Source organism: Bradyrhizobium sp. CCBAU 11361, assembly GCF_028128935.1.
Taxonomy (GTDB): domain Bacteria; phylum Pseudomonadota; class Alphaproteobacteria; order Rhizobiales; family Xanthobacteraceae; genus Bradyrhizobium; species Bradyrhizobium niftali.
Map to the genome: position 1 here is coordinate 294603 of NZ_LBJZ01000198.1, position 17426 is coordinate 312028.

The following is a 17426-nucleotide window of genomic DNA, read 5'->3' on the forward strand; positions in this document are numbered from 1 at the left end:
GCGGCGTTCCGTGCATCATGGCCGCGCTTCGAACGAGGACCCGAACCACCATGAATCCAGCCCAGCGCGCGCTCTGGTATATCGAGAGCCATCTGGCCGAGCCGATGACGCTCGACGAGATCGCTGCGGTATCGGGCGTGTCGCGGTTCCACATCGTGCGTGCGTTTGCCGCAGCCATCGGCCTGCCGGTGATGCGCTACGTGCGCGCGCGGCGGCTGACCGAGGCGGCGCGCAGCCTTGCGAACGGCGCGCCGGACATTCTGTCGCTGGCGCTGGAGGCGGATTACGGCTCGCACGAAGCATTCACCCGCGCGTTCCGCGACCAGTTTGGCACCACGCCCGAAGCGGTGCGGGCCGCGACGTGCACCGGCCATCTCAAGCTTCAGGAGCCGATCCTCATGGACTCCACCCTGTCAGACACGCTCGCCCCGCCGCGTTTCGAGACCGCAAAGGCCTTCCTCGTCGCCGGCATCAGTGAACGCATCTCCTGCGACAACGGCGCCATCATCCCGGGGATGTGGCACCGCTTCAACCAGGAGGTCGCCGACATTCCGGCGCGTGTCGGCAACGTCGCCTATGGCGTCTGCTGCAACGGCGACGATGCCGGCAATTTCGACTACATCGCCGGTGTCGAGGTCGGCGATTATTCCGACCTGCCGCGCCGCTTCGGCCGCATCCGCATCCCCGAGCAGCGCTATGCGGTGTTCACCCACACCGACCACGTCGCCTCGATCCGGCGCACCATCAACACGATCTGGAATCAATGGCTGCCCGCCTCCGGCCTGAAGGCCGCGGACGCGCCGAACTTCGAGCGCTACGACGAGAAGTTCGATCCCGCGACCGGCAATGGCGGCTTCGAGATTTGGATACCAGTGCGGGAGTAACACGCAACGCTGGCATACCGTCCCGCTTGCTTGGCAAGCCCCGGTGACTTTGTCATAACCACGGGCAAATCTTGCGTGTGGAGGCCCGTGCCGGACATCCCGTGCAAGCCATAACAAGCAGCCGGGAGGGTCTCGAAATGGCTGACGTCCGCGTTCTCGCCACCGACCTCGAATTTCCCGAAGGGCCGGTCGTGATGCCGGACGGCTCGGTGGTGCTGGTGGAGATCCGCGGCCAGCGCCTGACCCGGATCCATCCCGACGGCCGCAAGGAGATCGTCGCCGAGGTGCCGGGCGGGCCGAATGGCGCCGCCCTCGGCCCCGACGGCAAGATCTACATCTGCAACAATGGCGGCTTCTCCTGGATCCCGACCGGCAAGATGATCATGCCGGGCCCGCAGCCGGACGGCTATCTCGGCGGCTCGATCCAGCGCGTCGATCTGCAATCGGGCAAGGTCGAGACCGTCGTGACCAAATGCGGCGAGCACGATCTGCGCGGCCCGAACGATCTGGTGTTCGACAGGCACGGCGGCCTCTGGTTCTCCGATCTCGGCAAGCGCCGCGCGCGCGAGATGGACGTCGGCGGCATGTACTACCTCAAGCCCGGCATGACCGAGATCGTGGAGGTCGTGCACGGCGTGCTGCCGGCCAACGGCATTGGGCTGTCGCCGGACGAAAACACGGTCTACATCGCGGAAACGCCGACGGGGCGGCTCTGGGCCTATGAGCTCTCCGCCCCCGGCACGCTCAAGCCGCGCGAGCCGATCTACCGCGGCGAGCGGGGCAACCCGATCTGCGGCCTCGGCGGCTACCAGATGTTCGACTCGCTCGCGGTGGAGGCGAACGGCAATGTCTGCGTCGCCACCCTCGTCTCCGGCTGCATCTCGGTGATCGCGCCGGACGGCACCCTGGTCGAGCAGGTTCCGACCGGCGACCGCGTCACCACCAACATCGCCTTCGGCGGCCCCGGGCTGAAGACCGCCTACATCACGCTGTCAGGCAAGGGCGAGCTGATCGCCATGGACTGGCCGCGCGGCGGTTTGCCGTTGAATTTTCTGAATAAGTGACAATCGCGTAAAACGCGATTGTCATCCCGGGGCTATGCGGAGCATAGAACCCGCGATCTCGAATTCCGGGTTCGGCTCTTCGAGCCGCCCCGGAATGACAATCATGAGGAACGATACAATGCCCTGGCCTGATCCCATCACCCTGCGTGGACAGCACGCCCGTCTCGAGCCGCTGTCGCGTCAGCATATCGAGGGGCTGACCGAGGCCGTGAAGGACGGCGAGCTCTCAAAACTCTGGTACACCGCGATTCCCCTGCCCGAGAACATGGGCAAGGAGATCGACCGCCGCCTCGGGCTTCAGGCCGCAGGCTCGATGCTGCCGTTCACCGTGTTCGATGCCGGCGGCAACATCGTCGGCATGACGACCTACATGAACATCGATGCCGCCAATCGCCGCGTCGAGATCGGCTCGACCTGGTATGGCAAGAGCGCGCAGCGCGGGCCGCTCAACACGCAGTGCAAGCTGCTGCTGCTCCGGCACGCCTTCGAGACGCTGAACTGCATCGCGGTCGAATTCCGCACGCACTTCTTCAACCACCAGAGCCGCCGCGCCATCGAGCGCCTCGGCGCCAAGCAGGACGGCATTCTGCGCAGCCACCAGGTCGCGCCGAACGGCACGCTGCGCGACACCGTGGTCTACAGCATCACCGCCGCCGAATGGCCGACCGTGCAGACGCATTTGAATTATCAACTCAACGACAAGCCGCGCTGAGCGGCCGAGGCACCATGGACAGATTTGATTATGTGATCGTCGGCGCGGGCTCGGCCGGCTGCGTGCTGACCAGCCGGCTGAGCGAAGATCCAAACGTTAGCGTCTGCGTGCTCGAGGCGGGCCCGAGCGACTGGCATCCGTACATCCATCTGCCGGCGGGCTTCATCAAGACCTTCCACATGAAGAGCATCAACTGGGCCTACCAGCAGGAGCCGGGGCCCTGGACCGGCGGGCGCAGCATCTACGCGCCGCGCGGCAAGACGCTCGGCGGCTCGTCCTCGATCAACGGCCACATCTACAATCGCGGCCAGCGCATGGATTTCGACACCTGGGCGCAGATGGGCAATCGCGGCTGGGGCTATGCCGACGTGCTGCCTTACTTCAAGCGGCTGGAGAAGCGGGTCGGTGAGGGCGAGGACACCTATCGCGGACGCGACGGCAACCTCATCGTCACCACCATGGACTGGCGCGATCCGCTCTGCGAAGCCTTCATGGAGGGCGCGGTCTCGCTCGGCATCCCGCGTAACCCCGACTACAACGGTGCGAAGCAGGAAGGCGTCTCCTACTGCCAGCGCACCATCAACAACGGCCTGCGCGTCTCGGGCTCGACCGCGTTCCTGAAGCCCGCGATGAAGCGGCCGAACGTGCATGTGCACACCCACGCGCACGCGACCGAGATCATCTTCGAGGGCAAGCGCGCCGTCGGCGTGCGCTACACCAGGGGCGGCCGCGGCGGCACGCCGGTGGAAGTGCGCGCCAACAAGGAAGTGATCCTTTCCGGCGGCACGTATAACTCGCCGCAGCTGCTCCAGCTCTCCGGAATCGGCTCGCCCGATTTGCTTGGCGCTCACGGCATCCAGGTGCGTCACGCGCTGCCGGTTGGCGAGGGCCTGCAAGACCATTATGCCCCACGCACGGTGGCGCGCGTCAAAGACATCAAGACCATCAACGAACTCCGCCGCGGCCTCTCGCTGTGGATCGAGGCGCTGAAATGGGCGACCGCGCGCCGCGGCCTGCTCTCGCTGTCGCCGACCATGGTCTATTGCTTCTGGCATTCCGGCGAGAGCGCCGAGAGTTCCGACCTGCAGCTCACCTTCACCCCCGCAAGCTACAAGGAAGGCGTGCAGGGCCAGCTCGAGGACGAGCCCGGCATGACCGTGGCCTCCTGGCAGCAGCGCCCCGAGAGCCGCGGCTATGTCCGCATCCGCTCGGCCGATCCGTTCGCGCCGCCGATCATCCAGACCAACTATCTCGACGCCGAGCTCGACCGCCGCGTCATCGTCGGCGGCATGAAGCTCGCGCGGCGCCTCTTGAAGTCCGCGCCGCTGTCGCCCTATTACGCCTACGAGGATTTCCCCGGTCCGAACATCAACACCGACGACGAATTCCTCGCCGCCGCCACCGAGCGCGGCACCACCACCTTCCACCCCGGCTGCACCTGCCGCATGGGCCCGGCGGATTCGACCTGGGCCGTGGTCGACGACCAGCTCCGCGTCCACGGATTGGAGGGCCTGCGCGTGATCGATGCTTCCGCAATGCCGCGCATGATCTCGGCGAACCTCAACGCCTCCACGATGATGATCGCCGATCGCGCCTCGGACCTCATCCGCGGCAAGCAGCCGATGGAAGCCGCGCGCGTGCCGGATGCGGCGGTGGCGTGAGGTAGACTTCGTAGGGTGGGTTAGCCAGCGGCTGCGCAAAGCGCAGCCGTTGGCGTAACCCACCGCTTCTGCCGGCACACAGTGGCGGATTACGCCTTCGGCTAATCCGTCCTACGCTCTGCTTATCCTCTCATCCAGACCGGGATGATCGCATCCGCCCGCACGCCGTTCCCGGTATTCAACTTCAGATTGATGGACTCTTTGGTCTCCAGTGTTGCGCTAAGGTGACATAAGTTTCAGAAAGCAATGATAGGTTGCATGTGGGGGCTCCGCAGTAGATTTCGATTCGGGGTCGACACAATGAAGAAGATCTTGCTGGGCACGGTTGCCCTCCTCGCGCTCGTCGCTCCTGCCTCGGCCGCTGATCTGGCGGCGCGGCCGTACACCAAAGCGCCCCCTCCAACGGTTCCGTTCTACGACTGGAGCGGCTTCTACATCGGCATCAATGGTGGCGGCGGCTCCGCCCGCAAGTGCTGGGATCTGATCAATCTCGGTGGCGCGGTCGTCGCTCCGGCCGTTTCCATGGGGTGCCACGATGCGACAGGGGGCACGGCCGGCGGTCAGATCGGCTACCGCTGGCAGACGGCGGGCTGGGTGTTCGGCGTGGAGGCACAGGGCAACTGGGCCGATTTCAAGGGGGCCAATGCCAATTCCGTCTTCGCGGGCATCCAGGATGAATCAAAGATCGATGCGTTCGGCCTGTTCACGGGCCAGGTCGGCTATGCCTGGAATAACGTGCTGCTCTATGTGAAGGGTGGCGCCGCAGTCGTCAGCGACAAATACCGTGCTTTCGATATTCCGACCGGGCTGACGATCAACACTGCGAGTGAAACCCGCTGGGGTGGCGCGGTCGGGGCCGGTCTCGAATTTGGCTTCGCTCCGAACTGGTCGGTCGGTGTTGAATACGATCACCTGTTCATGGATCATCGCGACGTGGACTTCCGTTTCACCGGGATCTTTGGTCTCGTGGCCGGCGCTTTTGCGGGAACCGCCCGTATTGGCCAGGACGTCGACATCGGCCTGGTTCGCGTGAACTACCGCTGGGGCGGCCCGCTCGTCGCGAAGTACTGATCTTCGCTCGAACGGGAAGCGTCGAACTGAACTGGTCCAACGTCGCGCGGGCGAGGTGGGTTTCGTTACGCTCGGTTTGCACGACTTCCCCGGATTGCGCCGCGCTCCATCCGGGCTACGTGGCCCGTCGGGCAAAACATCCCGCCGCTCGTCAACCCCTTCGCACGAAAATATTCCACTTTACCGAAATTCGGAATTGCGGCATACATCGAAACAGCCCGGCCCGACGAAGAGGGGCGGTTCGCGAGTCGTTCGAAACGCGGGCCGGGTTGCGGTGGACGCGGCAGCGTCGGCACGGGAGGTGTGGGCAGGGCGGGTAGTCCCTGTGAGTCCGCGGCCACGTGTAGGCGGACGGCGCTGAACGCGTACGGCAAAACCGTGTGGTCCTGGCCGTCGTTGCTACGGTCAAGCCTTCGCGAAGATGCGCGCGAGCCCAACCGGGCAGACGGCATCGTCAATTCGCGGGGCGAGGGAGGCCAGAAGGAAAGTTCGGCTCCCGGGAGAGCACGGCATAAGCCGTCCAACCACTGCGCAGGGAAGGCCGTGTGTTGGGCTTCACCTGTATGCCGCTGTGCAGTTTTCTGCGTGTGCTTTCGCACGGCGGACCGCGGGTGCCAGCCGGCACCCGGCCTTCCCTGCGCCCTCTTTCCCTAGAGGGCGATGGAGAGAGCAAAGCTCGGGCGACATGCGCCGCGAGGATGTGAAGGCGTGTCTGCGACCACACACTCGCTGTCATCGCCCGGCTTGACCGGGCGATCCAGTATTCCAGAGGCGGTTGTGATGGAGCCGAGAGGCTGCGGCGTACTGGATTCCCCGCTTTCGCGGGGAATGACAGCTCATCTGGAGAACCAGCCCATACCTCGTTCTCCGTCATTGCGAGCGCAGCGAAGCAATCCAGAGTCTTTCCGTAGAGGGATTCTGGATTGCTTCGCTGCGCTCGCAATGACGATGGTGGAGGAAGCGTGCGCCATACTCTCGGTGTCATCGCCCGGCTTGACCGGGCGATCCAGTATTCCAGAGACGGTTATGATTGAACCGAGAAGCTGCGGCGTACTGGATTCCCCGCTTTCGCGGGGAATGACGGCGGTGGTTGGGGGAGCAGCTGAGCGCTATCGCAAGCGAACTCGCGCCTACACTTCCCGCCGGCTCAGGAACGCCAGCCGCTCGAACAGATGCACGTCCTGCTCGTTCTTGAGCAGCGCGCCGTGCAGCGGCGGGATCAGCTTGCGGGGGTCGCGCTCGCGCAGCTGCTCGACGCTCATGTCTTCGTTGAGCAGCAGCTTCAGCCAGTCCAGAAGCTCCGAGGTGGACGGCTTCTTCTTCAGGCCGGGCACCTCGCGCACCTCGAAGAAGATGCGCAGTGCTTCTTCCACGAGGCGCTTCTTGATGCCGGGGAAGTGGACGTCGACGATCCGGCCCATGGTGTCGGCGTCGGGGAACTTGATGTAATGGAAGAAACAGCGGCGGAGAAAAGCGTCCGGCAGCTCCTTCTCGTTGTTGGAGGTGATCATCATGATCGGGCGCTGCTTGGCCTTGATCGTCTCGCCGGTCTCGTAGACATGGAATTCCATGCGGTCGAGCTCGAGCAAGAGGTCGTTCGGGAATTCGATGTCGGCCTTGTCGATCTCGTCGATCAGCAGCACCGGGCGCTGTTCGGCGGTGAAGGCTTCCCACAGCTTGCCGCGCTTGATGTAGTTCCTGATGTCGGACACCCGCGCATCGCCGAGTTGGCTGTCGCGCAGGCGCGACACCGCGTCGTATTCGTAGAGGCCCTGCTGCGCCTTGGTGGTGGACTTGATGTGCCAGGTCAGAAGCGGCGCGTTCAGCGCCTTCGCCACTTCCTCGGCCAGCACCGTCTTGCCGGTGCCGGGCTCGCCCTTGATGAGGAGTGGGCGCTCCAGCACGATCGAGGCATTGACGGCGACCTTGAGATCGTCGGTCGCAACATAGTCCTTGGTGCCGGTAAATTTCATCGCGCGTCCTTGTTGGTCGTCGTCCCAGGCATGGTGCTGGTCCAACAAACGGAACGGCCGCTCATGGCGGCCGTTCCTGGTTCGGTCAGGCTTTCAGACCCGTTTTATCAGCGAAAGGATGACGAGCACAATCACCGCGCCGATCGTGGCGTCCACGATCGCGCCGACAGTGCCGGTCGCGAGCTGGATGTGCAGCTGAGGCAGCACCCAGCCCGCTACCAGTGCGCCGATGATGCCGACGACGATGTTGCCGATCAGCCCAAATCCCGCCCCGTGGACAATCTTGCCGGCAAGCCAGCCGGCGATCGCGCCGATGATGAGTGCTGCGAGAATTCCCATTGCAAACGTCCCCAAAACAACCCCGTGAGGTGGTCAATTCTAGAGCAAAAAGCCTCCCGGTCCAGCGCCCGGCCGCGGCCTCCGCCCCTTGACGTTCGTCCCCCGACGGGCAATCTGTCACTCATGTTCCTGCAATTCTTCACTTCTCTGCGCGATGCGCAGGTCCCCGTGACGCTGCGCGAATACCTCACGCTGATGGAGGCGCTCGACGCCGACCTTGCGGACTACACGGTCGAGAATTTCTACTACCTGTCGCGCGCCTCGCTGGTGAAGGACGAGCGCAATCTCGACAAGTTCGACCGCGTCTTCGGTACCGTGTTCAAGGGCCTGGAGAGCCTGCTCGAGGCCATGGACAAGGCCGAGATCCCCGAGGAGTGGCTGAAGAAGCTCGCCGAGAAATACCTCACCGAGGAAGAGAAGAAGCAGATCGAGGCCATGGGCTGGGACAAGCTCATGGAGACCCTGAAGAAGCGCCTCGAGGAGCAGAAGGGGCGGCACCAGGGCGGCTCGAAGTGGATCGGCACGGCCGGCACCTCGCCGTTCGGCGCCTATGGCTACAATCCCGAAGGCGTCCGCATCGGCCAGGAGAAGAACCGCAACAACCGCGCCGTGAAGGTGTGGGACAAGCGCGAGTTCAAGGATCTCGACGGCAATGTCGAGCTCGGTATCCGCAACATCAAGGTGGCGCTGCGGCGCCTCCGCAAGTTCGCGCGCACCGGCGCGCCTGACGAGCTCGATCTCGACACCACCATCCGCGAGACCGCCAATCACGGCTATCTCGACGTGCACATGCGGCCCGAGCGGCGCAATGCGGTGAAGCTGCTGGTGTTCTTCGACATCGGCGGCTCGATGGACGCGCATATCGAGCAGGTCGAGGAGCTGTTCTCGGCGGCGAAGAGCGAGTTCAAGCACATGGAGTATTTCTACTTCCACAACTGCCTCTATGAGGGCGTGTGGAAGCAGAACAAGCGCCGCTTCACCGACCGCACGCCGACCTGGGACGTGCTGCACAAATACCCGCACGACTACAAAGTCGTGTTCGTCGGCGACGCCTCGATGTCGCCTTACGAGATCATGGTGCCGGGCGGTTCGGTCGAGCACGTCAACGAGGAGCCGGGCTCGGTCTGGCTCGACCGCATCATCCGCACCTATCCGCATTCGGTGTGGCTGAATCCGGTCGCGCAGAAGCACTGGGACTATTCGGAATCCACCACCATCATCAAACGCATCTTCGCCAACCGGATGTACCCGATCACCATCGAAGGTCTCGAAGGTGCGATGAAGGAATTGACGCACTAGCGCTATCCACCGTCATTCCGGACGGCCGCAAAGCGGCCGATCCGGAATCTCGAGATGGAGTGTGACGATCGAGGTTCCGGGTTCGATGCTTCGCATCGCCCCGGAACGACGGAGAAGAAGAGGGAGAACCACATGCCCCAGACCATCACCCGCGGTATCAAGGCGCTGATCGACGAGGCCAATGCCGAGATCGAGACGCTCACCGCCAAGGACGCCATCGAAATCTCGAAGAACGGCGATGTCGTCATCGTCGATATCCGCGACCCCCGCGAGATCGAGCGCGACGGCTGCATCCCCGGTGCCTTCGCCTGCACCCGCGGCATGCTGGAATTCTGGATCGATCCGCAGAGCCCGTATGCAAAGCCGGTGTTCCAGGAAGACAAGAAGTTCGTCTTCCACTGCGCCGGCGGCCTGCGCTCCGCGCTCGCGGCGAAGACCGCGCAGGACATGGGCCTCAAGCCCGTCGCCCACATCGCCGGCGGCTACGCCGCCTGGCGCGACGCCGGCGGCCCGACGGAGCAGTGGGAGCCGAAGAAGAAGGGGTGAGGGGCTTCGCGCTCTCATCCGTCATTCCGGGGCGCGACAAAGTCGCGAGCCCGGAATCCATTCATCCACCAACGCTGCGGCCCAATGGATTCCGGGTTCGCGCTGCGCGCGCCCCGGAATGACGAAAAGGAAATGCACTGATGACCACCGCCACCGACCCCCTCGTCTCCACCGAATGGCTCGCCGACCATATCAACGACGCCAACGTCAGGGTGCTTGACGCCAGCTTCAAGCTGCCGGGCGTGCTGCCGCTGCCGAAGGACGACTATCTCGCTGCGCATCTGCCCGGCGCGGTGTTCTTCGACGTCGATGCGGTGTCGGACCATTCCAATCCGTTGCCGCACATGTATCCGAGTGCCGAGCAGTTCGGCCGTGACGTCGGCAATCTCGGCATCTCCAATGCCGACACCGTCGTCCTGTACGACGCCGGCGGCTGGGTTGCGGCGCCGCGCGCATGGTGGATGTTCCTGGCTTTCGGCCACGGCAATGTGCGCATTCTCAATGGCGGCCTGAAGAAATGGCGCGCCGAGGGGCGCACCGTCGAGAGCGGCGAGGTGAAGCCGAAGCCTGCGACGTTCAAGGCGAGCTACGACGCCAAGCGCGTGCGCAGCATGCAGCAACTCGTCGCCAATTTGGAAAGCCGTGCCGAGCAGGTGATCGACGCGCGTGCCGCCGACCGTTTCGAGGGCCGCGCGCCCGAGCCTCGCGCGGGCATCCGCTCCGGCCACATCCCAGGCGCCCGCAACGTGCCGTACAATCAGCTGTTCGATGCCGCGACCGGCACGATGAAGCCGCTCGATGATCTGCGCGCCGCCTTCACCGGCGCCGGTGTCAAGCTCGATGCGCCGATCGTCACGAGCTGCGGCTCCGGCGTGTCGGCCGGCGTGCTGACGCTCGCGCTCTATCGCTTGGGGATCGCCGACACCGCGCTCTATGACGGCTCATGGTCGGAATGGGGTCAGGCCGGCGGCCCGCCGGTCGCGACCGGGCCTGCGTGAACTTACTGGCGCGGGCGCGTGGTTGTCGTCGCGAAGGTCTGCTGCGGTCGCCCGAACGGATCAAGCGACTGCTGCAGCTGCTGAGGCGGCAGGTGCCGCACGACGCGGTGCCGCTTCTTCGCCTTCGCCCGCGGCTTGGTCGCCTTGCTGTCCGGGACGCTGCCGTCCGCCTTGGCCTTCGCCGGCGGATCCTTCCAGGCCGTCGTCGCGGGATCGTTCAGCGCGGCCACTTTGGCCGCGGCGACATCGAGCGCCGAGGATGCCTGGGCCGAGCTGGGGTCAGCCGGTGCCGGCGCGCTGGCGGTCGGGGCAGGCTTGGCCTCGGGGATCGATGCCGTGGTGTCGGCCGGGGTGAGCGTGTCGGTGGGGGCTGGTGCCGTGGCTTCCGTCGTCGACTCGGCCTTGGCCGGTTCGGCGGCCGAGGTATCGGCCGACGGTGCAACGACCTGGGGCTGAGCGTCAGCCTCGCTCGTCACCGCCGCGACCTGCTCGGGCTCGCTCGCCGGCAGGGCGATGGTCGGGACCTGGTCGCGCAGCGACGGCGCCGCGGGCTCGGCCGGCTCCGGCTCCGCGCGCAAGGCCGCGAGCACCGGCTGGGCCGGCTCGGACGCCTGCGCAAACACCTGCTCCTGCGGGCCGTTCCGCCAGGAGGGGTTGCTGACATACTGCTCGTGGCTCGCGCGCAGCAGCGCGGCGGCGCCCAGGCCGAACACCAGGATGGAGGTTGACAGCAGGATCGCGGCAAGCAGGAAGCGAAAGCCGGGAAGCATCGAGGGATTGCGAATTTCCGCCCCGGCGGCGAGGTGGCCAGGGCCAATGAGCCATCTGAACGCGGTGACGGTACTGGTTGCCGCGTTCGCCACGCGGAATCGGAGCTCGAAGCGGCGGCGAATCAGGCTGATTCGAACATATCGCAACGCCTCCGCGCCGTTCCCTTAAAATCGGGGCGATGACTCCGGCAATCCACGGCGCGATGCGATTTCCGCCCCCGTGATGCAACGGAGCAACGGTAGTCCTGCGGATCACAAATCGGCAAATCCGGCGCAAATGAGCCTGCAATGTCTTGAATGTGCCGCTATTTTCGGTCATCTGGCCGTTAGCGGTCCGATAGGGCTTGGGGACTATACAAGAGCGATGATGATCAAACATTTTCTGACGATATGCGCTGCCGCAACAGTCGCTGCGGCGGGAACTTCGCTCGCACAGGCCCAGAGCTATCCGGTTCAGCAGGCGCCGAGCTATGGCGCTCCGGCCGAATATCGCCCCGGCGACCGCACGCCGAATTTCGACGCGCTGGAAGATGACGACGACGGGCTGCCGCAGGCATCGCTGCCGCCGCCCGGCCCGGGCGGTCCGATGTCGCCCAACGATCCCCGCTATGGCCGCCCCGCTGGTCCTCCGGTGTATTCGGCCGCCCCGCCGCAGGGACCGGTGATGTCGCCGGATGATCCTCGTTATGGCCGTCCCGCCGGCGCCCCCGTCTACTCGGCTGCGCCGCCGCAGGGTCCGGTGATGTCGCCCGACGATCCTCGCTATGGCCGCCCCGCCGGTCCGCCCGCGGTGATCTATGCCGACCGTCCGGCGCAGGCGCCCGGCAGCGACGGCCTGCGTCCGCCGGAGGCCGTCGGTGGCCCGGCCGCGACCGGAGCGGTCTCGCAGCAGCCCGCCCTTGGTGCCGATGGCCGGCCGATGTCGATCGCTTCGCTGCCGCCCGAGGAGCAGCCCGACGCCGCCCCGGCGCAATTGCCGCAGAACCTGCGCCGTCAGGAAGTCTCGCTGGCGACCAAGGAGCCGGCCGGAACGCTCATCGTCGATACCCCGAACACCTACCTCTATTACGTGCTCGGCAATGGCCGTGCGATCCGCTACGGCGTTCGCGTCGGCCGCGACGGCTTCACCTGGACCGGCGTGCAGAAGATCACCCGCAAGGCCGAGTGGCCGGATTGGCATCCGCCGACCGAGATGATCGAGCGCCAGCCCTACCTGCCGCGCTTCATGGCCGGCGGCCCGGGCAATCCGCTCGGCGCCCGCGCCATGTATCTCGGCTCGACCGTCTACCGCATCCACGGCACCAACCAGCCCTCGACGATCGGCAAGTTCGTCTCCTCCGGCTGCATCGGCATGCTGAACGAGGACGTCTCCGACCTGTTCGACCGGGTCAAGGTCGGCACCCGCGTGGTGGTGATGCCGGGCGGTCCGGCGCCGGGTACGGCGACTGCCTCGGCCGCGCCGACGCCCGGTGCGCCGGCTCCAATGTCTGCCCAGGCCGGTCCCGTCCCGGGGACGCAGCCGACCGTGGTGCCGCCGCTGCCCGCGCCGGTCACCGTGCGCTGAGCGCTTCGAGACAAGTTTGATTTGCAGAAGGGCGTGCCGTCGGCGCGCCCTTCTTCGTTTCAGGCCAGCTTCCGCGGCAGCTCGCCGCCTTTGGTCCAGGCGTCGATCGCCTCGACCATCTGGTCATAGTGGATACGCAATCCGTCCTCGGTCGCGTAGCCGAGATGCGGCGTCAGCACGAGGTTGTCGAGCTTGCGGAAGGGATGGTCGACCGGCAGCGGCTCGACCGAGAACACATCCAAGCCGGCGCCGGCGATCTTCCTCTGCTGCAAGGCCTCCAGCAGCGCCGCCTCGTCCACGATCGGCCCGCGCGCGGTGTTGACGAGGAAGGCCGTCGGCTTCATTCGCGCGAGGTCCGCAGCGCCGACCAGTCCGCGCGAGCGGTCGCTCAGCACCACATGGATGGTGACGATGTCGGCCTTGGCAAACAGCTCCTCCTTGGTGGCGTAGCCGACGCCGGCCTCCTTGCACTTCTCCGGCGTGAGGTTCGGGCTCCAGGCGATCACGTTCATGCCGAATGCTTTCGCAATGCCCGCCATCTTGCTGCCGAGCTTGCCGAGCCCGACGATGCCGAGCGTCAGCCCCTCGATCTCGACACCGGCAAAGGTCTGCCAGGGCTCGCCCGCATGCATGCGCGCGTTTTCCCGGCCGATGCCGCGGGTCAGTTCGAGGATCAGGCCCATCGTCAGCGGCGCGGTCGGATCGCGGGAGTATTGCGTGCCGCCGATGGCAACGCCTTGCGCCTTCGCAGCCTCCATATCGATCGAGGCGTTGCGCATGCCGGAGGTCAAAAGCAGCTTCAGCTTCGGCAGCGACGCGAACAGGCTCTTGGGGAACGCCGTGCGCTCGCGCATCGCGGAGACGATCTGGAAATCGGCCAGCGCGCTCGCGGCGGCCTGCTCCGAGACAAAGGGATGGCTGAACACGGTGACGTCGATGCGGTCGGACAATTTCTGCCAGTCGGCGACGTCGAGGGCGAGGTTGAAATAGTCGTCGAGAATTGCACAGCGCAGCCGCGTCATCAGCGTTCATCCATGGCGAGAGGTGACGGCGCCAGGCGGGGAGCGCCATCGTCGGAACCGGGCCATGGTTGCGCGCAATCACGCCCGCGCGCAAGCAGCTGACGTGTTCAAAAATCCGATAGGAGAGAAGGGGTTCAGAGGTCGCGGGGCTTGAGGCGGAACGGCGTATCCATGCCGTGCTTGGCGCGCCAGGCGGGGCCGGGACCACGCATGTAGTGCAGCTCGGGGCGGTAAGGATTGAAAGCCGTGGCGAAGAAGCGCTTCCAGAAGCCCTTGATCTCCGTGACGAGTCCGGAAGCGTTACCGGCTCGTGCCGGAACGGCGATGGAGGTGGTCTCGATCAGAGCCATGATGTGGCCTCGCTGTTCTCCCCGCCGCTTCTGCCGCGGGTGGCGTCTTTTTCGGCGCCATGACGAGCTTTGGCCCACTTTATTAAAAAATGGTTTCAATTGTCCGGATCGGCGGCCGGATGGTGTCCAATCCGTATTCATCCGTGGTGAACGGAGGGAAAACGTTGCCCTTTGGGGGCGGGATCGTTACATCGGCGGCAAGCAAATTTCCTCAAATGAAGGTTTCACGGGACCGATGGCGCGCCAGTTCATCTATTTCATGCAGGGCCTGACCAAGAGCTACCCGACCCGGAAGGTGCTCGATAACATTCATCTGTCGTTCTACCCGGACGCCAAGATCGGTGTGCTCGGCGTCAACGGCTCGGGCAAGTCGACGCTGCTCAAGATCATGGCCGGCCTCGACAAGGAGTATAACGGCGAGGCCTGGGTCGCCCAGGGCGCCCGCGTCGGCTATCTCGAGCAGGAACCGCATCTCGACCCGACGCTCTCGGCGCGCGAGAACGTCATGCTGGGTGTCGCCAAGCAGAAGGCCATCCTCGATCGCTACAACGAGCTGGCGATGAACTATTCGGAAGAAACCGCCGACGAGATGACCAAGCTGCAGGACGAGATCGAGGCCCAGGGCCTCTGGGATCTCGACAGCAAGGTCGACCAGGCGATGGACGCGCTACGCTGCCCGCCCGACGATGCCGATGTGACAAAACTCTCGGGCGGTGAGCGCCGCCGCGTCGCGCTGTGCAAACTGCTGCTCGACCAGCCCGACTTGTTGCTGCTCGACGAACCGACCAACCACCTCGACGCCGAGTCGGTGTCGTGGCTCGAAGGTCATCTGCGCAACTATCCCGGCGCGATCCTGATCGTCACCCACGACCGCTACTTCCTCGACAACGTCACGAGCTGGATTCTCGAACTCGACCGCGGCAAGGGCATTCCCTACGAGGGCAACTACTCGTCCTGGCTGGTGCAGAAGCAGAAGCGGCTCGAGCAGGAAGGCCGCGAGGACGCCGCGCATCAGAAGACGATCGCCCGCGAGCAGGAATGGGTCGCGTCCTCGCCGAAGGCGCGCCAGGCCAAGTCAAAGGCGCGCTATCAACGCTACGAGGAGCTGCTCAAGCAGGCGAGCGAAAAGCAGACCCAGACCGCGCAGATCATCATCCCCGTCGCCGAGCGGCTCGGTGCCAACGTCGTCGACTTCGAAGGCCTCAGCAAAGGCTATGGCGATCGCCTCTTGATCGACGATCTTACCTTCAAGCTGCCGCCCGGCGGCATCGTCGGCGTGATCGGCGCCAACGGCGCCGGCAAGACCACGCTGTTCAAGATGATCACCAAGCAGGAATCGCCGGACAACGGCACCATCACGGTCGGCGAGACCGTGCATCTCGGCTACGTCGACCAGTCGCGCGACGCGCTCGACGGCAACAAGAACGTGTGGGAGGAGATTTCCGGCGGCAACGAGCTGATCCTGCTCGGCAAGAAGGAAGTGAACTCGCGCGGCTATTGCTCGTCGTTTAACTTCAAGGGGGCCGACCAGCAGAAGAAGGTCGGTGCACTCTCGGGCGGTGAGCGCAACCGTGTGCATCTCGCCAAGATGCTGAAGTCCGGCGCCAACGTCCTGCTGCTCGACGAACCGACCAACGATCTCGACGTCGACACGCTGCGCGCGCTCGAAGAAGCGCTGGAAGATTTTGCCGGCTGCGCCGTCATCATCAGCCATGACCGCTGGTTCCTCGACCGCATCGCGACGCACATCCTGGCCTTCGAAGGCGACAGCCATGTCGAATGGTTCGAAGGCAACTTCCAGGACTACGAGAAGGACAAGATGCGCCGGCTCGGCCAGGACAGCGTCATTCCGCACCGTGTGAAGTACAAGAAGCTGACGCGGTGATGTCGGCATGATGCGGCGGGCGCTCATAGCCGCGGTGATCGTCGTCACCTGCGGCTGGTCGTCCGCCCGCGCCGCCGACGCTGCCTTCACGCAGTTCATCGCCTCGCTCTGGCCGGAGGCGCAGGCCGCCGGCGTGTCGCGCGCGACGTTCGATGAGCAGACGCGCGGGCTCGAGCCGGATTACAAGCTGCCGGACCTGATCCTGCCGGGCCGGCCCGCGACCGGCGCGCCGTCGCAGGCCGAGTTCGTGCAGGTACCGGCCGACTACGTCAGGGACGCCTCGATCGCGCGCCTTGCGGGCGAGGGGCAGCGGCTCTTGCAAAAATATCGTCCCGCGCTGACCGAGATCGAGAAGAGCTCGGGCGTGCCTGCCACCGTCATGCTGGCGATCTGGGGACGCGAGACCGACTACGGCCGCTACACGCTGCCTTACGATCTCGTCCGCGTGCTGGCGACGCAGGCCTATGTCGGACGCCGCAAGGACACCTATCGCAACGAGTTCATCCTCTCGCTGAAGATCCTGGGCGAGGGCGTGGTGACGCGCAAGGACATGCGCTCGTCCTGGGCCGGCGCCACCGGGCTCACGCAATTCCTGCCGTCGGAGTATTACAACCACGGCGTCGACTTCGATCGCGACGGCCGCATCGACATCTGGCATTCGGTGCCGGATGCGCTGGCCTCCGCCGCGCAGCAGCTCGTCAACAAGGGTTGGCAGAGCGGCGTGCGCTGGGCCTACGAGGTGCAGGCGCCGGCCAAGGTCGATTGCACCACCGGCGTGCCGGAGGTGACGAAGCCGATCAGCCAGTGGCTGCGGGAAGGCTTCGTGCCGGTGCGTGGACAAAAGCTCAGCACCGCGGAACAGGCGCAGCCGGCCTCGTTGCTACAGCCGGAGGGAATCTACGGCCCCTCATTCCTGACCACGAAGAACTACTTCGTCATCAAGGAATACAATTTCTCCGACCTGTACGTGCTGTTCGTCGGTCATCTCAGCGACCGCATGACGAGCCCGCTGCCCTTCGCAACACCGTGGTCGGCCTCGAAGCAATTGCGCACCAAGGACGTCGAGACCATGCAGCGCGGGCTCACGCGCGTCGGGCTCTACAAGGACAAGATCGACGGCAAGGCCGGCATGCAAACGCGCGCAGCGCTCGGCGCCTACCAGAAGTCGGCGGGCCTCAAGGTCGATTGCTGGCCGAGCGAAGAGGTGCTGCGTTCGATCCAGGCGGCGCGATAGCGCGGGACCAAAAGAAAAAGCCCGGCCGATGGTCTCGGCCGGGCTTCGATCGCA

The 17426-nt window shown here is 65.2% G+C and carries 16 protein-coding genes; 11 read left to right on the forward strand and 5 right to left on the reverse strand.

The genetic code is table 11. From position 1 onward, the window contains the following. The first annotated feature begins 50 nt into the window (after window positions 1–50). The 5 genes from XI08_RS41155 to XI08_RS41175 all read left to right on the forward strand — a co-directional run bounded on the left by XI08_RS41155 (window position 51) and on the right by XI08_RS41175 (window position 5392). Window positions 51–884: an AraC family transcriptional regulator gene (locus XI08_RS41155; protein WP_271578822.1), complete on the forward strand. Its 834-nt coding sequence runs from the start codon at window positions 51–53 to the stop codon at window positions 882–884. Window positions 885–1021: 137 nt separating this feature from the next. After that, window positions 1022–1948: an SMP-30/gluconolactonase/LRE family protein gene (locus XI08_RS41160; protein ID WP_271578823.1), complete on the forward strand. Its 927-nt coding sequence runs from the start codon at window positions 1022–1024 to the stop codon at window positions 1946–1948. A gap of 118 nt (window positions 1949–2066) precedes the next feature. Beyond that, window positions 2067–2660 (forward strand): GNAT family N-acetyltransferase, encoded by a 594-nt coding sequence (locus XI08_RS41165; RefSeq protein WP_271578877.1) that lies wholly within the window; start codon window positions 2067–2069, stop codon window positions 2658–2660. A 14-nt stretch (window positions 2661–2674) separates the two neighbouring features. Beyond that, window positions 2675–4321, forward strand: a complete 1647-nt coding sequence (locus tag XI08_RS41170) for a GMC family oxidoreductase (protein ID WP_271578824.1) — start codon at window positions 2675–2677, stop codon at window positions 4319–4321. A 300-nt stretch (window positions 4322–4621) separates the two neighbouring features. After that, window positions 4622–5392 (forward strand): outer membrane protein, encoded by a 771-nt coding sequence (locus XI08_RS41175; protein ID WP_271578825.1) that lies wholly within the window; start codon window positions 4622–4624, stop codon window positions 5390–5392. A 1130-nt stretch (window positions 5393–6522) separates the two neighbouring features. Here the strand turns inward: XI08_RS41175 and XI08_RS41180 are convergent. After that, window positions 6523–7365, reverse strand: coding sequence for an AAA family ATPase (locus XI08_RS41180; protein ID WP_028152332.1), 843 nt, complete (start codon window positions 7363–7365; stop codon window positions 6523–6525). Between the two features lie 93 nt (window positions 7366–7458). Then, window positions 7459–7704: a GlsB/YeaQ/YmgE family stress response membrane protein gene (locus XI08_RS41185; protein ID WP_027548317.1), complete on the reverse strand. Its 246-nt coding sequence runs from the start codon at window positions 7702–7704 to the stop codon at window positions 7459–7461. 123 nt (window positions 7705–7827) lie between these two features. On the opposite strand from XI08_RS41185, the gene XI08_RS41190 reads away from it, so the two are divergent. The 3 genes from XI08_RS41190 to sseA all read left to right on the forward strand — a co-directional run bounded on the left by XI08_RS41190 (window position 7828) and on the right by sseA (window position 10547). Further along, window positions 7828–9003, forward strand: coding sequence for a vWA domain-containing protein (locus XI08_RS41190; protein WP_027548316.1), 1176 nt, complete (start codon window positions 7828–7830; stop codon window positions 9001–9003). A 132-nt stretch (window positions 9004–9135) separates the two neighbouring features. Further along, entirely contained in the window at window positions 9136–9549 is a 414-nt protein-coding gene (locus XI08_RS41195) for a rhodanese-like domain-containing protein (protein ID WP_271578826.1), read from the forward strand. A gap of 140 nt (window positions 9550–9689) precedes the next feature. Next, window positions 9690–10547, forward strand: coding sequence for a 3-mercaptopyruvate sulfurtransferase (gene sseA / locus XI08_RS41200; RefSeq protein WP_271578827.1), 858 nt, complete (start codon window positions 9690–9692; stop codon window positions 10545–10547). A gap of 2 nt (window positions 10548–10549) precedes the next feature. Here the strand turns inward: sseA and XI08_RS41205 are convergent, their stop codons facing one another. Further along, the gene (locus XI08_RS41205; RefSeq protein ID WP_271578878.1) at window positions 10550–11317 is read right to left on the reverse strand and encodes a hypothetical protein; all 768 of its coding nucleotides are present in this window, start codon (window positions 11315–11317) and stop codon (window positions 10550–10552) included. A gap of 367 nt (window positions 11318–11684) precedes the next feature. Here XI08_RS41205 and XI08_RS41210 point away from each other — a divergent pair, with 367 nt between their 5' ends. Then, window positions 11685–12881: a L,D-transpeptidase gene (locus XI08_RS41210; protein WP_049823928.1), complete on the forward strand. Its 1197-nt coding sequence runs from the start codon at window positions 11685–11687 to the stop codon at window positions 12879–12881. A 59-nt stretch (window positions 12882–12940) separates the two neighbouring features. On the opposite strand, the gene XI08_RS41215 is transcribed toward XI08_RS41210, so the two are convergent. Both XI08_RS41215 and XI08_RS41220 read right to left on the reverse strand, forming a co-directional pair. Continuing rightward, window positions 12941–13903 (reverse strand): D-2-hydroxyacid dehydrogenase family protein, encoded by a 963-nt coding sequence (locus tag XI08_RS41215; RefSeq protein WP_271578828.1) that lies wholly within the window; start codon window positions 13901–13903, stop codon window positions 12941–12943. A gap of 134 nt (window positions 13904–14037) precedes the next feature. Continuing rightward, a complete protein-coding gene (locus tag XI08_RS41220) occupies window positions 14038–14253 on the reverse strand; it encodes a hypothetical protein (protein ID WP_027548310.1) in 216 nt (71 codons plus the stop codon). Between the two features lie 235 nt (window positions 14254–14488). Here XI08_RS41220 and ettA point away from each other — a divergent pair, with 235 nt between their 5' ends. Both ettA and XI08_RS41230 read left to right on the forward strand, forming a co-directional pair. Further along, window positions 14489–16138, forward strand: a complete 1650-nt coding sequence (ettA, locus tag XI08_RS41225) for an energy-dependent translational throttle protein EttA (RefSeq protein WP_271578829.1) — start codon at window positions 14489–14491, stop codon at window positions 16136–16138. Window positions 16139–16145: 7 nt separating this feature from the next. Next, window positions 16146–17372, forward strand: a complete 1227-nt coding sequence (locus XI08_RS41230; RefSeq protein WP_271578830.1) for a lytic murein transglycosylase — start codon at window positions 16146–16148, stop codon at window positions 17370–17372. The last annotated feature ends 54 nt before the right edge of the window (window positions 17373–17426 follow it).

Excerpts from the sequence above, each read along its gene's own strand:
- XI08_RS41155 (WP_271578822.1), top strand. The coding sequence starts at position 51 with ATGAATCCAGCCCAGCGCGCGCTCTGGTATATCGAGAGCCATCTGGCC.
- XI08_RS41160 (WP_271578823.1), top strand. The coding sequence starts at position 1,022 with ATGGCTGACGTCCGCGTTCTCGCCACCGACCTCGAATTTCCCGAAGGG.
- XI08_RS41165 (WP_271578877.1), top strand. The coding sequence starts at position 2,067 with ATGCCCTGGCCTGATCCCATCACCCTGCGTGGACAGCACGCCCGTCTC.
- XI08_RS41170 (WP_271578824.1), top strand. The coding sequence starts at position 2,675 with ATGGACAGATTTGATTATGTGATCGTCGGCGCGGGCTCGGCCGGCTGC.
- XI08_RS41175 (WP_271578825.1), top strand. The coding sequence starts at position 4,622 with ATGAAGAAGATCTTGCTGGGCACGGTTGCCCTCCTCGCGCTCGTCGCT.
- XI08_RS41180 (WP_028152332.1), bottom strand. The coding sequence starts at position 7,365 with ATGAAATTTACCGGCACCAAGGACTATGTTGCGACCGACGATCTCAAG.
- XI08_RS41185 (WP_027548317.1), bottom strand. The coding sequence starts at position 7,704 with ATGGGAATTCTCGCAGCACTCATCATCGGCGCGATCGCCGGCTGGCTT.
- XI08_RS41190 (WP_027548316.1), top strand. The coding sequence starts at position 7,828 with ATGTTCCTGCAATTCTTCACTTCTCTGCGCGATGCGCAGGTCCCCGTG.
- XI08_RS41195 (WP_271578826.1), top strand. The coding sequence starts at position 9,136 with ATGCCCCAGACCATCACCCGCGGTATCAAGGCGCTGATCGACGAGGCC.
- sseA (WP_271578827.1), top strand. The coding sequence starts at position 9,690 with ATGACCACCGCCACCGACCCCCTCGTCTCCACCGAATGGCTCGCCGAC.
- XI08_RS41205 (WP_271578878.1), bottom strand. The coding sequence starts at position 11,317 with ATGCTTCCCGGCTTTCGCTTCCTGCTTGCCGCGATCCTGCTGTCAACC.
- XI08_RS41210 (WP_049823928.1), top strand. The coding sequence starts at position 11,685 with ATGATCAAACATTTTCTGACGATATGCGCTGCCGCAACAGTCGCTGCG.
- XI08_RS41215 (WP_271578828.1), bottom strand. The coding sequence starts at position 13,903 with ATGACGCGGCTGCGCTGTGCAATTCTCGACGACTATTTCAACCTCGCC.
- XI08_RS41220 (WP_027548310.1), bottom strand. The coding sequence starts at position 14,253 with ATGGCTCTGATCGAGACCACCTCCATCGCCGTTCCGGCACGAGCCGGT.
- ettA (WP_271578829.1), top strand. The coding sequence starts at position 14,489 with ATGGCGCGCCAGTTCATCTATTTCATGCAGGGCCTGACCAAGAGCTAC.
- XI08_RS41230 (WP_271578830.1), top strand. The coding sequence starts at position 16,146 with ATGATGCGGCGGGCGCTCATAGCCGCGGTGATCGTCGTCACCTGCGGC.